Here is a 13363-nt window from a genome sequence, read left to right on the forward strand (position 1 = left end):
GATCACAGCTCCTGCCGCTTGTTTTCGGGGTCAAAAAAGGCGTGGCCGCGCACCTGAGTGGTGACGCGATTGCCATTGCGGCATTTCACCGTGACCTGCGCGCCCTCATTCGCGTCTTCGCCATGCACATAGGCCAGCGCGATATGGGTGTTCATGGTTGGCGACCACAGGACCGAGGTCACATGCCCCACCGGCACCTCGCCCTTCAGCACCAGACAGCTTTCGCCCGGCACGTTGGGGTCACCGGGCGGCCCGTCGAATGTCAGCCCGACCAGCTTGCGGGGCAGGCCCTTGTTGCGCCGCATCTCGATGGAGCGTTTGCCGACGAAGAACGGCTTGGTCTTCGAGATCGCCCATTCGAACCCCAGCTCATCCGGCGAGGTCAGCGCGTCGGTGTCCTGACCGATCAGGATATGCCCCTTCTCCAGCCGCAGGATCCGGCTCGCCTCAAGCCCATAGGGGCGCATCCCGTGCGGCTCACCTGCAGCCATCACCGCATTCCAAAGGGTGTGGGCATAGCTGGTGGGGCAGTGCAGTTCGTAACTCAACTCGCCGGTGAAGCCGATCCGCATGGCGCGCACCGGCACCCCGGCCACCGTGCCGTTGCGCCCGTCGAGATAGGCAAAGCCATCCCGTGAAAAATCAATGTCACTGTCCAGCGCTTCGACCACGGCACGCGCCTTGGGGCCGGTGATGTTGAAGCCGGAAAAGGCCGAGGTGACGTTCAGCACATCCACATCCAGCCGCCATTGGGCATTCCAGAACAGCATGTCCGAGTAAACCCGCGCCACGGCCCCGGTGGTGGCGGTGACATAGTACAGGTCATCGGCCAGCCGATAGGCCACGCCGTCGTCGATCACCGTGCCCATCTCGTTGGTCATCAGGCAATAGCGGCAACGGCCCACGGGCTGTTTCTTGTAGGCCATGGTATAGATGCGATTGAGGAATTCACCCGCATCCGGCCCACGAACCTCGAGCCCGCCAAGGGTCGAAACATCCAGTATGCCCACCCCGTTGCGGACCGTGTGCACCTCTTCCTCGATCAGGCGTTTGGCGTCCTGTTTCGGGCCGTAGAAATAAGGCCGCCGCCAGGCCCCGACCGGACGCATGTCGGCACCCAGCCGGATATGTTCGTGATGCAGCGCCGTGCGCCGGTCCGCCGGGTGGTGATGCCCGGACAAAACGCCCAGCGTTTCGGGGCCAAAAGGCGGGCGGGCCGTGGTCACGCCGATCTGCCCGATGCTGCGGTCTGTCGCCTTGGCCACAACCCGCGCCGTGGCCAGCGCCGAGTGCCGTCCCTGTGACGGTCCCATGCCGACGGTGGTGAACCGCTTGATCAGCTCCAGCTCGCGATAGCCTTCCTTGACCGCGTTCTGCAGGTCCTTGACCTGAATATCCTCGTCCCGGTCGACAAAATCCTTGCCCCTGGCATGGGCGGCAATGGCGGGTTCGAAATTGGTCAGCGCCCCCTCGCTGTCCTCAACCGGCGCGATGTCGCGGGTTTGCAGTCCCAGCCGGTTCAGCGCCACCTGCGCCGCCCGCTGCGCATCGGCCACGACGGCGTCGGCTGCGAATACTCCGGCGACACCGCCAGCAATACCCAGCGGTGCATCGGGCAGCGTCAACGAGAACCGCGCCGTGACCTCGTCATAGCCCAACTTCGCCCCGGCATGGCAGGGCAGTTGCCACATCGGCGCATAGCCGACCGAGATTACCACCAGATCGCAGGCCAGCCATTCACCGTCCGCGCGCACACCGGAGACATGGGACTTGCCCCGCGCCTCGTCCACGCTGCCGTGAATGACGCGCGTTCCGGTCGCGGCCAGTTCAGCGATCAGCGCGCCACCGCTTCCGCCCGGGCGTGGATCAACGACTGCCGCCAATTCCACCCCCGCGTCCAGCAGATCCAGCGCCACCCGATAGCCATCGAGATTGGCGGCCAGAACGACCGCACGTTGCCCCGGCCTGACCCCGTAGTGCCGCATCAGCCGTTGCGCGCCGGTACCCAGCAGAATTCCCGGCAGGTCGTTGTTGCGGAAAATCGCGGGCTGTTCGATGCATCCGGTGGCCAGAAGAACCTCGCGCGCGCGGGTCTTGAACAGCTTGTTGCCCCGGATCAGCGGCAGCCAGTTATCCTCGAACCAGCCGTTCACCACGGTTCCGGTCATGACGCGCAGGTTCGGCAGTCCCTGTGCCTTGGCCAGCAGGCCAGGCAGCCGGTCCGCACCCTCGCGGCCATAGGTCAGCGCGCCGCCCGGAACCGGCTCCTGCTCGGCCAGAAGAACGTCGGCCCCCTCCTCGGCGGCCTCGATGGCGGCCGTCAGCCCGGCCAGACCGGACCCCACTACCAGCAGGTCGCAGAACAGGTTGGCTTTTTCGTAATCCTCATGCGGGGCAGCAATGTCCAGCACGCCCAGCCCGGCCTTTTTGCGGATCAGCGGCTCCCACATGTTCAGCCAGCTTTTGCGCGTCGGTCCCATGAAGGTGCGGTAATAGAACCCCACCGGCATGAACCGCCCCAGCTTGTCCATGAACGCATCGCGGTCCCGCGCCAGCGAGCCGTTGACGTTCTGTGCGGTGACCTTCAGCCCTTCCGAGATCGGGTGCCGGTCGGCCTGTACGTTGGGGTCTGAGGGCAGTTGCACCAGCGTATCCGCCTCGGCCCCTGCCATCGACATCGGCCCGCGCGGACGGTGGTATTTGAACGAGCGCGACAGCATCCACTGCCCCTGCCCGGCCAGGGCCGAGGCGATCACGTCGCCCTCATACCCCTGAAACGCTTGCCCTTCGAAGGTGAATGACACCGGCGCGTCCCGGTTGATCCTGTTGCCCCAGGGTGCGGGAAGCCGTGCCATCACTTCTGTTCCAGCTCTGAGGGGTCAAAGGTGCGGATCACCTCGTTCGTGGTGGCGTTGCGCTCGGCCAGAAAGAAGTAGTTCGAGGGCACGTGCCGCCACCATTCCACCAACGTACCGCGCGTATTGTCGGCGCGGAACAAGTGGCGGGCCCAGTCGCGGTCGCTGACGGCGTCCGGGTCGGGATTGGCGCGCAGGGGGCCAAAGCTATGGAATTCGTTGATGTTGCGGGGTCCGTTCATCGGGCAGGTCAGGATCTTCATGTCAGTGGCTCGCGGCAGTTGCGCCCATTTCGTTGAGCAGATCGAAGGTGGCGAAACGTTCCATGGTGAAGGGTTCGAGGATCGGCGCGACCTTCTGGTTGACGATGGTCTGCGCCATGTATTTGCCCGCCACCGGCGTGGCCTTGAACCCCCAGGTGCCCCAGCCGCAATCCAGCCACAGGTTGGACAGCGGGCTGGCCCCCATGATCGGCGAATAATCCGGCGTCATATCGGTGATCCCGGCCCATTGCCGCAGCAGGCGCACACCGTGCAGGAACGGGAACAGGTGCACCGCGCCCTCTGCCAGATGTTCCTTCATGTCCAGTGTCGAGCGGGTGGAATAGAGCTGATACGGGTCCGAGCCGCCGCCGATCACGATTTCGCCGCGCGAGGACTGCACCAGATAGGTATGCAGGCTGACCGAGCTGACCAGTGTGTGCAGCCAGGGTTTCAGCGGCTGTGTGACCATCGCCTGCAACGGGTAGCAGCGGATCGGCAATTCCACTCCGGCTTTCAACGCCATGTCATAGTTCATGCCGCCCACGGCAATCATCACCTGACCTGCGGATACCGTGCCGCGATTCGTGCGTATCCGGGTAATCCTGCCGCCCGCGACATCGAAACCTTCGACCTCGGTGCGCTGGTGGATTTCCACGCCGCGCCGGCCAGCCTGCGCGGCATAGCCCCAGGCCACCGCATCATGCCGCGCGGTGCCGCCGTCGGCGTGCCAGAGACCCCCGATAATTTCGAGCGACCCGCCCTCGTCCATGTTCAGATGCGGTGAAAGTTCCTTGACGGTCTGCGCATCGACCACCTCGATATTGGTGCCCGCATGCTTACCCATCTCGGCCCTCAGGTGAAAGGATCGCAGCGTCGCCTCGGTATGGGCCAGCGTCAGTTGCCCGCGCTGGCTGAACATCACGTTGAAGTCCAGCTCTTCGCTCATCTCCTCGTACAGCCGCACGCCTTCCTTGTAAAACGCGATGCCTTCCTTGGTGATGTAGTTCGAGCGGATGGTGGTGGTGTTGCGCGCGGTGTTGCCACCGGCCAGATAGCCCTTTTCCAGCACCGCGACGTTGGTGATGCCGTGATATTTCGACAGGTAGTGGGCGCAGGCCAGACCATGGCCGCCGCCGCCCACGATCACCACGTCATAGCTGGATTTCAGGTCCGGAGTGGCGGGAATGTCCCCGGTGACCGGATATTCGGAGGATAGCCCGTATTTCAACAGCCTCAGCGGCATAAAACCTGTCCTGATATTAGGCCTCGTCGGCGGCGTCGTAGATCAGTGCGCCAAGGTCCGAGAATTTCGAGCCCGGGTCGCGCAGGCCCAGAACCGCGTCGCGGATGGCGGCCGCGCGGGATGCGCCCAGAGGCGGGGTGGCGAATTCCATGAACTTTTGCACCACTTCTTCCCGGTCTATCGGTGCCTCGGGTCCGCCGCGCGCATGGACGTCGCCGGATGCCAGTTCCCGCCCGTCGGTCAGGGTCATGACGACATCGGCAAACCGGCTTTGCGGGAAGCGGTCGGAATGACGCGCGGTCTCGGCCACCGAGATACGCTCGACAATCGAGGCGACCAGCGGATCGGACAGACCGGCCCCCGTGATATGTTCGACCCCGATGTGCCCGTGCACGACCATTGTAGCGACCGCGAAGGGCAGCGAGTATTGCGCCTTGGAGGTATCGTCCGGCATCCCCTGAAACAGGCAGGCACTTTCGCGAAAGGTGTTCACCCGGATCGCCGCAATATCCTGATGGGTCAGGCCATGGTCGCGCATCAGCGCCCGCGTCGCGTCGATCGCCGCATGGGCCCAGCGGCAGATCGGATAGGGCTTCACATATTGGTGTTCCATCTGCCAGAAACTGCCCAGATCCTGCCAGTACGGCGCGACCTCGTCGGCCTCGATGGTGATGGCTGGCGCGCCGGTAAAGCCCTTTTCGGCCAGCACTGCCGAGGACACGCCCACCAGTGCGCCCCAACCCGAGCCGTCATGCAGCATGGTGGGATTGGCGATCTCGCGCATCATCTGGCTGCGTGGACCGTGATATTCGGCGATACCCATGGCCTGCCGCATCTGTTCGGCGCTCAGCCCGCGCAGGCGGGCCGCCAAAGCCACAACCCCAAGCGCGTTCCAGGCTCCGGATGTGTGATAATCGTTGACCGTGCTGTGCAGGGAAATTCCCGCGCGCCCCGCGACCTCGTACCCGATTGCCACCGCCGCCAGCGCCTCGGGGCCGGAGAAATCACCGACGGTTTCCGCAAGCGCCGCCAGCGCCGGAACGATGACGACGCCGATATGGCCCTTGGTCGGGTTATAACCATCATGGCCGTCCAGATTGTCGGTCTGGGTGGCAGCGGCATAGGCAGCGCCCGCGACGCTGACCCGGCGGCCGTCGAACAGCATCCGAGCACTTAGCCCCGGCTCGCCCGCGCCGTAAAGCGCGACCGCGCTGTCGCGGGCGATGCGCCCGGCCAGCATCGGACCCGCGCCGATGGTGATTCCCAGCGTATCCAGCAGCATCAACGCCGCTGCATCAAGCGTACTGTCGGGAAAATCCTGCGCCCGGCGCGCAAGCGCAAAATCTGCGACGGTTTGAAAAGTCTCTGTCACGATACCCTACGGATGCGGTTGGAGGGGTTGTGGTTGGACACTAGGCGGGTTCGTCCATCGCAGCACGAAAACAATCAGGGGGCAATGGCCCCGGAAAATTTGTGGCTTTGGCCCGGTACCAATGTCGCGTAAGAAACGGACAACCGACCAGCCCGAGAATTGCCATGATGAACCTGCCCCACCTGACTTTTCTGCGCTCTTTCGAGGCCGCCGCGCGCCATCTGAGCTTTACCAGCGCCGCGGTCGAGCTGAATTGCACCCAATCCGCCGTCAGCAATCACGTGCGTTCGCTCGAAGAGTTCATCCAGAGGCCGCTTTTCGTGCGCCATGCCCGGTCATTGTCGCTGACCGACGTGGGCGAGGCCTATCTGCCTTCGGTCCGCCATGCGTTGCAGGAGATTAACGTGGCCACGCAATCGGTCATCCAGCGCTCGCACGCGCGCAAGGTGGTGGTGTCCTGCCCGGTCAGCCTTGCCGAAAACTGGCTGCCCGAGGTTATCCGGAGCTTTAATGCGCAACATCCGGGCATCGACCTGACGGTGCATGGCACGGTCTGGACCGATGTGGAGCCGAATGTTTCCGACATTTCGGTGACAATCAATCATGTCGATGATGTCACTGCAGATGCCAGACGTCTGTGGGTCGAAAAGCTGGCTCTGGTCTGCGCCCCCGGGTTCAGCGTCAACGGCGTACCGCTGACCGATCCGGCGCAGTTGCAGGACGCACCGCTGATCCACATTCTGGGCCGCTCCGCCTATTGGGAGCGGGTGGCGCTTCATTTCGAGCTTATGGACCTGCATCAGAAGGGCGGGCCGCGAACCAACGTGTCGAATCTGGCGATGGAGATGGCGGCCAAATCGCTGGGCTGCGTCGCCCTGCCCCGCTCGCTGGCGCAATCTTATGTGGATCGGGGGCTGTTGATCGAACCTTTCGAATTCGATCTGGACAGCCCCTGGGCCTATTTTGTGCGGCTCAAGGAAAAGCCGGTACCGCCGCCGGTCAAGCTGTTTCAGGACTGGCTGTTGCAAGCAGCCGCTGACATGAACGCCTGACCGGAGCGACAAGGCTGCTCAGGAAGCCCCTTCCAGTGCCGGTTTGACGTCGCGCAGACGATTTCCGGCGGGATCGAAGGGTGGCTCGGCCAGGATTTTGGCCTTGTGCGGTTTGCCGAGGATAAACACCTCGACCGCATCGCCGGGCTGCGCCACCTGCGGGTTGGCATAGCCGATGGCCAGCGACTTGCCCACCGAATAGCCATAGGCGCCCGAGGTCACACGGCCCACCGGCTGACCGTCCGGGGTAAAGATCGGCTCACCACCTGTGGCGTCGGCATCTTCCGTCACTTCGACCTCGAAGATCGACAGCACCTCGCGCGGGGCGTTGTCCTTGATGGCCAGATAGGCGTCCTTGTGCAGGAAATCCTTGTCCAGCTTGATCAGGCCCGCCAGCCCGACCTCCTGCGGCCAGTATTCCTGGCTATACTCGCGACCCCAGGAGCCATAGCCCTTTTCGATCCGCAGCGACCCCAGCGCACGGCCGCCCACCGGGCCGCCCTCCAGCGGTTTGGCCGCATCCAGCAGCGCGGTGTAGAGCCGCACCTGATCTTCTTCGGCGCAGTGCAGTTCCCAGCCCAGATCGCCGGTAAAGCTGACGCGGATGGCCAGACAAGTCACGCCCGCAACCTCGATGGTCTGTGACCGCATGAAGCGGAACGCCTCGTTCGACAGATCGGCATTGGTCAGGCGCTGCAACAGGTCGCGCGCCTTGGGACCGGCAACGTTGAAGCCTGCGATACGGTTGGTCGCGACCTCGAATGTGGTGCCTTCGGGCAGGTCAACCATGTTGAAGAACCGCTGATGATATCGTTCGGCCATGCCCGAGCCCACCATCATGTATTCGTCTTCCGCCACCTTGGTGATGGTGAAATCGCCCGCCACTCCACCGCGCACCGAGATCAGCGGCGTCAGGCACGAGCGGCCGATCTCGGTCGGCACCCGGTTGGCGACCAAATTATCCAGCCAGTCATGGGCGCCCGGCCCCTTGATGACGTAATTGGCGAAATTCGAGATATCGATGACGCCGACGTTCTCGCGCAGCATCCGCACCTCGCGGCCCACCGGTTCCCACCAGTTCTGGCGGGTGAAACCGTTGGTCTCGACCGTGCCGGGCTGGTCGGCGAACCATAAGGGATGTTCCCAGCCGCAGTTCAGGCCAAAGACGCAGCCCATGTCGGTTTGCATCTGGTATGCGGGGCGGACGCGAGCCGGCCGGCCCGCGCCGCGTTCCTCGTTCGGGAAGTGGATCTTGAAACGGTGGGTATAGGAATCCTCGACCCGCGCTTTGGTGAACTTCTTGTCGGCCCAGTCGCCAAACCGGGCCAGATCCCAGGCGAACATGTCATATTGCGGCTCGCCCTCGATCATCCATTGCGCGGCCAGCAGGCCCAGACCGCCCGATTGCGAGAATCCGGGGATCAGACCGCCGCAGAGGAAATAGTTCTTCAACTCCGGAACCGGCCCCCACAGGGCCGAACTGTCCGGCGACCAGATCATCGGGCCGTTGATCACCCGCTTGACGCCAGCCGTCGCTGCCGCGGGCACCCGTTCGGTGGCGCGGATGACGTTTTCCATGATCCGGTCCAGATCGTCGGGGAACAGGTCGTGGGCAAAATCCAGCGGCGTGCCCTCTTCGGCCCAGAACTTCATGTCTTTCTCATAAGCGCCGATCAGCAGGCCGTTGCCTTCCTGCCGAAAGTAATACTCGCCGTCGCGGTCCGCGATCGAGGGCAGACGGCGGCCCAGATTGGCGACCTCGTCGATGCTCTCGGTGACGAAATACTGATGCTCGGTCGGTTGCAGCGGCAGCGTCAGGCCTGCAAGCGCCGCCACCTCGCGACCCCAGAGCCCTGCGGCGTTCACCACCCACTGGGTATGAATGTCCCCTTTTTCGGTGCGCACGATCCACGACCCGTCCGGTTGCTGTTCGGTACCGATAACCGGGCAAAACCGTTCGATGGTGGCCCCCATGGCCCGCGCCCCGGCAGCATAGGCATGCGGCACGCCCGAAGGGTCCACATTGCCGCCATCGGGTTCGTACATGATGCAGCGGATGTCGTCGAACTGCGCCAGCGGATGCAGTTCCTTGGCCTGTTCGCGGCTGACCTCATAGAAGTTCAGACCGTAGAACTTTGCCTTGGCCTCTTGTAGGCGCAGCTGATGCTCGCGCTCTTCTGTCTGCGCCAGATAGAGCGATCCGGGCTGGAACACACCGCAGCTCTGACCGGTCTCCTGCTCCAGCTCCTTGTACAGGTTCATCGTATAGTGCTGGATGCGGGTGATGTTGTTGTTGTCGTGCAGCCCGTGAATGTTGGCTGCCGCATGCCAAGTCGACCCGCTGGTCAGCTCATCACGCTCAAGCAGGACAACATCGGTCCAGCCCAGCTTGGCCAGGTGATACAGGATCGAACAACCGGCAAGACCCCCTCCGATCACTACGGCCTGTGCGTGCGTTTTCATGGGGTTTCCTTCCCTCAAAATGCCTCAGGCGGCGATGGTTTTCATGGCGCCCAGAAACTGGGCAACTTCGGCGACGTTGTTGTAGTGACACATCGAAACACGCACGCAGCTGTCCAGCCCGAGGGGCGTCAGGATGTTGCCGGAATAGTGATCGGCCTTGCGCAGATGGGTCCGGATGCCTTGTTCGTTCAGCAAACGTACAACGTCGACCGAGGGCACGCCTTCGACGCGCAGTGACACCAGCCCCTCGCGGGCCGGGTTGTCGGTACCGCCCAGAATGGTCACCTTTTCCATTTCGGCCAGACCGGACAAGTTGCCAGTGCCGTGGATCATCGCGTCTGTCAGCGCCTTTTCCTGGGCATGAATCGCATCGCCTGCCGCCAGGAATTTGCCGCGCCGATCGGTGGCATCGCTCACTTGGCTGCCGAGCCATTCAAAATAGGACACGACATCAGACATGGTGGCATAAGCTCCTGTGTCGCGAGTGCCCATTTCCCAGTTATCTGCGGGGCCATCCAGCAAGGAGTTGTGTTCAAGATGGGTCAGACGGTCGGAAATCCACGCCACCCCGTAGCCATGGCGCGAGAAGACCTTGTAGGGCGAGATCACATAGCCATCGACATCATATGCGGTCAGGTCGATCCGCCCGTGCGCGGCGTGCTGTATACCATCGACGATGATGTAACAATCCGGCGCCACAGCGCGGATGGCAGCGGCAACGGCGGCCACATCCACGCCCATGCCGGTCACCGGCGAGGTGTGCACGATGGTTGCAACCTTGGTATCTGGCGTAACCTGTGCGGCATAGGCCTCGGCATTGACTGAACCGGTGGCGCCGTCATGGTCAACCAGTACATGGCTCTGCCCTGCGACCCCGGCCCAGCGGGCGCAGGCGCTGCGGGTGGCAGGGTGTTCCAGTGTGGTGCCCAGCACCTGACCAGCGCCGGCGCCCAGACAGGCGTTCATGATCAGGCGGAACAGCAATTCAGTGCCGCTTTCGCCAACAAAGAACTGGCCGCCGGGGGCATTCATGAATACCGCCATGTCCTCTTTGGCCTTGCTTATTACACGCACCAGTTCATGGCTGCCGGGATTGTCGCGGCCCTGATTGTCGGGAATGGCGGCATAAGCCTGCGAGGTGTCCACCACCGAATTCAGCGTCAGCGCCCCGCCGGCGTTTTCAAAAAAGATGCGTGGCCCCTGCTGCGGACAGTGGTCGACTTGCGCAAACCGGTCGCGGATTTGTTCAAGCAGTTGGGGGGTGATCTCGGCCATCGGGCACCACTCTTGCAAATGTGTCAGTCCGGCAAGATATATGCGCCCTTCCGCAAAACTACCCACAAAAAAAACGGGGGCATTGCAGTAGAATTTGACGTTTCCTGCACGGAATGGATGGCTGAGGAGCTTTTTCTATTCAACCGGCCCAATATTGGCTGCGAAAATCACGGTGGCACTTCGAAATCATAGAGGGTCGCCGCTTCGATAGTATCCGATCCGGACTCTGAAAACACAGGCGCTGGTTGCATCACGGATGTGCCGCGAATTCCGGAACCGAATTGACCGGAAATCGTGTTCCTGTCCCTCGCATTCGTGACAGTGCCTTCCTGAACTTTAACTCAAAACTGCCGTGGCTTCGATTTCCAAAAGAGCGCCGGTTTCGATCAGTGCGCTTACGACAACCAGCGTCATCGCCGGGAAATGACCGCCGAATATCCGTCGGTAGACCTCGCCCACCTCAGCCTGACGAGCGAGGTACTCCTGTGTTTCGGTCACGTACCACGTCAACCGGACAACATCCGTGACATCACCGCCAGCGGACCGAACAATGGCCCGAATGTTGATCAAGGCCTGCTCCATCTGGCCGATAAAACTATCCGACTGAAACACCTCATTTTCATCCCAGCCGACTTGGCCCGCAACATATAGCGTTCCGTTTCTGGCCAAGATGCCGTTCGCATATCCCTTTGGTTTGAGCCAACCGTCAGGTTGAATTATCCTGGTTGTGGTCATTGTAACCCTTTCGGTTGTTGAAGGTGATTGAAACTCGATGAAAATTTCCTCGGATTACCTTCGCCATTAGGGCACCACACCTACCCATGCGGCGCGCCAGACAATCCATTTTCGGGCGCGAATGATCGATCCGACAGGACATACCATGCCCGCTAACTGATCAGAAAAAGCGTGATCGCCGGGAACAGAACCAACAAAACCACGCGTGCAAGATCGGACAGAACGAAATAGCCGATCGCCTTGTAGGTCTCGACAATTGGCGTTGTGCTGTCCATCGTGTTGATAACGAACAGGTTCATGCCGACTGGCGGTGTAATCAATCCGACCTCGACAACAATCAGAACGAGAATTCCGAACCAGATGGCGACATGTTCGGCACTCATGCCGAAATCAAGAACAAGGATCACCGGATAGAAGATCGGGACAGTCAGCAATATCATCGACAAGCTGTCCATGAGGCAGCCGAAAATCAGGTAGAAAACAAGGATCAGCGACAGCACCGTCCACGGGCTGTAACCCTGGCTGACGACCAGGTTGGACAATTCCTGCGGAACCTGGGTCAACGCGAGAAATCCGTTATAGAACCCGGCCCCCAATATGATGAAGAAAACCATGGCCGTCGATCTGGCGGTAACGATGAAGCTGTCGATGAGCGACGCCCATGTCAGACCCCCGTTGATCAGCGCGATTGTGCCGGTTCCGAACGCCCCGACGGCCGCACCCTCGGTGGGTGTGAACCAGCCCAGATAGATGCCCCCAACGACCATTCCGAAGACGACAAGTACCGGCCACACATTGACAAGCGCGCGGAACCGGTCCGCCATCGGCACAGGTGGGCGTGTGCCCGCCGCATCCGGATGCAATCGCACATAGATCGAGATTGCGATCACGTATCCGACTGCGGCCAAAACCCCCGGTATCACGGCTGCCAGAAACAGTTTGGCGATATTCTGCTCGGTCAGGATTGCGTAGATCACCAGAACGACCGAGGGCGGGATCAGGATGCCCAGTGTACCCCCCGCGGCCAATGTCGCGGTCGAGAACCCACCCGCATAGCCATATTGCCTGAGTTCGGGCAAAGCGACGCGACCCATTGTGGCCGCGGTCGCAAGGGAGCTGCCGCATATGGCGCCAAACCCAGCGCAGGCGCCGATCGCAGCCATCGCAACACCGCCCCTCCGGTGACCGAGAAACCCTTCGGCGGCTTTGAACAGGGCCGAGCTCATCCCTCCGAGAGTTGCGAAATGCCCCATGAGAAGGAACATGGGCACAATTGTCAGGGAGTAGGAGGAAAATGTCGAATAGGTCTCGCTCTTGAGCCGGGCAAAAGCGATATTGGTCGACCCTGTCACCACCGTCAGCCCGACCAATCCAACAAGAAACATGGCTAGCCCGATCGGAATCCGCCCCAGGATCATCAACATCAAGGCAGGAAAGGACAGGACGCCGATTTCCAGAGGGCTCATGCCTCAGCCTCCGTATCGACCGGAATGATGCGCCGGCCCAAAAGGAACTCGGTTGTCCGGACAGCCGCCATATAAATGCCCGCGACCGCCGCCATAACCGCTCCGAACAGGCTGGCGGCATAGGCCCACCAGATGGGAAATTGCAGAAGAAACGTGGTTTCGCCGTAACTCCGTTTGGACAGCATGCCCTCATAGAGCCGCCAGGCGATCAGGATCAGCACCCCGGCAAACAGAATTTCGGTAATCATGCGCAGGAAACGGTTCACGCGCGCCGGGAGACTTCGCGTTATGATATCCACCGAAGCGTGCCCGGACGTTATCTGACATAGAGGAAGCGAAGCGAAAATGGCAAAGGCGACACCCGCCTCGACCAGTTCGAAATCGCCGAGGATCGGCCCGACGCCGAGGTCCAGAAACCACTGAGACAAATCCGGAAAGTAACCGGCAAACCAACCGTGAAAGAATGTGTTCAACGCCCGGCCCAACACGGAAAGGCAGGTGACGATGATAAGGAACGCCAGAACAAGGCCGCCCAGAATAGCCAGTGCGCGAGCAAGTCGGTCAATCGTTCTGTGCATGGAAAGTTTTCCCAAAGTCCTTTGGCCAGGCGGATTGTTCGCCGTGCCGGCGTGCCGGCAC

At 61.8% G+C, this 13363-nt stretch carries 10 protein-coding genes; 1 reads left to right on the forward strand and 9 read right to left on the reverse strand.

Annotation, left to right across the window (positions count from 1 at the left end; all coding sequences use genetic code 11):
- Window positions 1-2: 2 nt before the first annotated feature.
- Genes ACR0AO_RS14630 through ACR0AO_RS14645 form a run of 4 tightly spaced genes read right to left on the reverse strand, consistent with a single transcriptional unit; the run spans window position 3 to window position 5733 of the window.
- Window positions 3-2855 carry a 2Fe-2S iron-sulfur cluster-binding protein gene (locus ACR0AO_RS14630; RefSeq protein WP_480604803.1) on the reverse strand — a complete coding sequence of 951 codons (2853 nt, stop codon included), beginning with the start codon at window positions 2853-2855 and terminating at the stop codon, window positions 3-5.
- A complete protein-coding gene (locus ACR0AO_RS14635) occupies window positions 2855-3118 on the reverse strand; it encodes a sarcosine oxidase subunit delta (protein WP_480604805.1) in 264 nt (87 codons plus the stop codon). Before ACR0AO_RS14635 ends, ACR0AO_RS14630 begins: the two co-directional genes overlap by 1 nt.
- A gap of 1 nt (window position 3119) precedes the next feature.
- Window positions 3120-4361, reverse strand: a complete 1242-nt coding sequence (locus tag ACR0AO_RS14640) for an FAD-dependent oxidoreductase (RefSeq protein ID WP_480604806.1) — start codon at window positions 4359-4361, stop codon at window positions 3120-3122.
- A gap of 16 nt (window positions 4362-4377) precedes the next feature.
- Entirely contained in the window at window positions 4378-5733 is a 1356-nt protein-coding gene (locus tag ACR0AO_RS14645) for an MmgE/PrpD family protein (protein ID WP_480604808.1), read from the reverse strand.
- A 164-nt stretch (window positions 5734-5897) separates the two neighbouring features.
- On the opposite strand from ACR0AO_RS14645, the gene ACR0AO_RS14650 reads away from it, so the two are divergent.
- Complete coding sequence (locus ACR0AO_RS14650; RefSeq protein WP_480604810.1) at window positions 5898-6785, forward strand: LysR substrate-binding domain-containing protein; 888 nt, start codon at window positions 5898-5900, stop codon at window positions 6783-6785.
- Between the two features lie 18 nt (window positions 6786-6803).
- Here the strand turns inward: ACR0AO_RS14650 and ACR0AO_RS14655 are convergent, their stop codons facing one another.
- The 5 genes from ACR0AO_RS14655 to ACR0AO_RS14675 form a co-directional block, all read right to left on the reverse strand.
- A complete protein-coding gene (locus ACR0AO_RS14655) occupies window positions 6804-9248 on the reverse strand; it encodes a GcvT family protein (RefSeq protein WP_480604812.1) in 2445 nt (814 codons plus the stop codon).
- A gap of 24 nt (window positions 9249-9272) precedes the next feature.
- Window positions 9273-10523, reverse strand: a complete 1251-nt coding sequence (locus ACR0AO_RS14660) for an aminotransferase class V-fold PLP-dependent enzyme (protein ID WP_480604815.1) — start codon at window positions 10521-10523, stop codon at window positions 9273-9275.
- Between the two features lie 336 nt (window positions 10524-10859).
- Complete coding sequence (locus ACR0AO_RS14665) at window positions 10860-11258, reverse strand: RidA family protein (RefSeq protein WP_480604817.1); 399 nt, start codon at window positions 11256-11258, stop codon at window positions 10860-10862.
- A 152-nt stretch (window positions 11259-11410) separates the two neighbouring features.
- Window positions 11411-12724 (reverse strand): TRAP transporter large permease, encoded by a 1314-nt coding sequence (locus ACR0AO_RS14670; protein WP_480604819.1) that lies wholly within the window; start codon window positions 12722-12724, stop codon window positions 11411-11413.
- The gene (locus ACR0AO_RS14675) at window positions 12721-13302 is read right to left on the reverse strand and encodes a TRAP transporter small permease (protein ID WP_480604821.1); all 582 of its coding nucleotides are present in this window, start codon (window positions 13300-13302) and stop codon (window positions 12721-12723) included. The genes ACR0AO_RS14670 and ACR0AO_RS14675 overlap by 4 nt, the downstream gene beginning before the upstream one ends.
- Between the last annotated feature and the right edge of the window lie 61 nt (window positions 13303-13363).

Source organism: Ruegeria sp. AF8 (assembly GCF_056541825.1).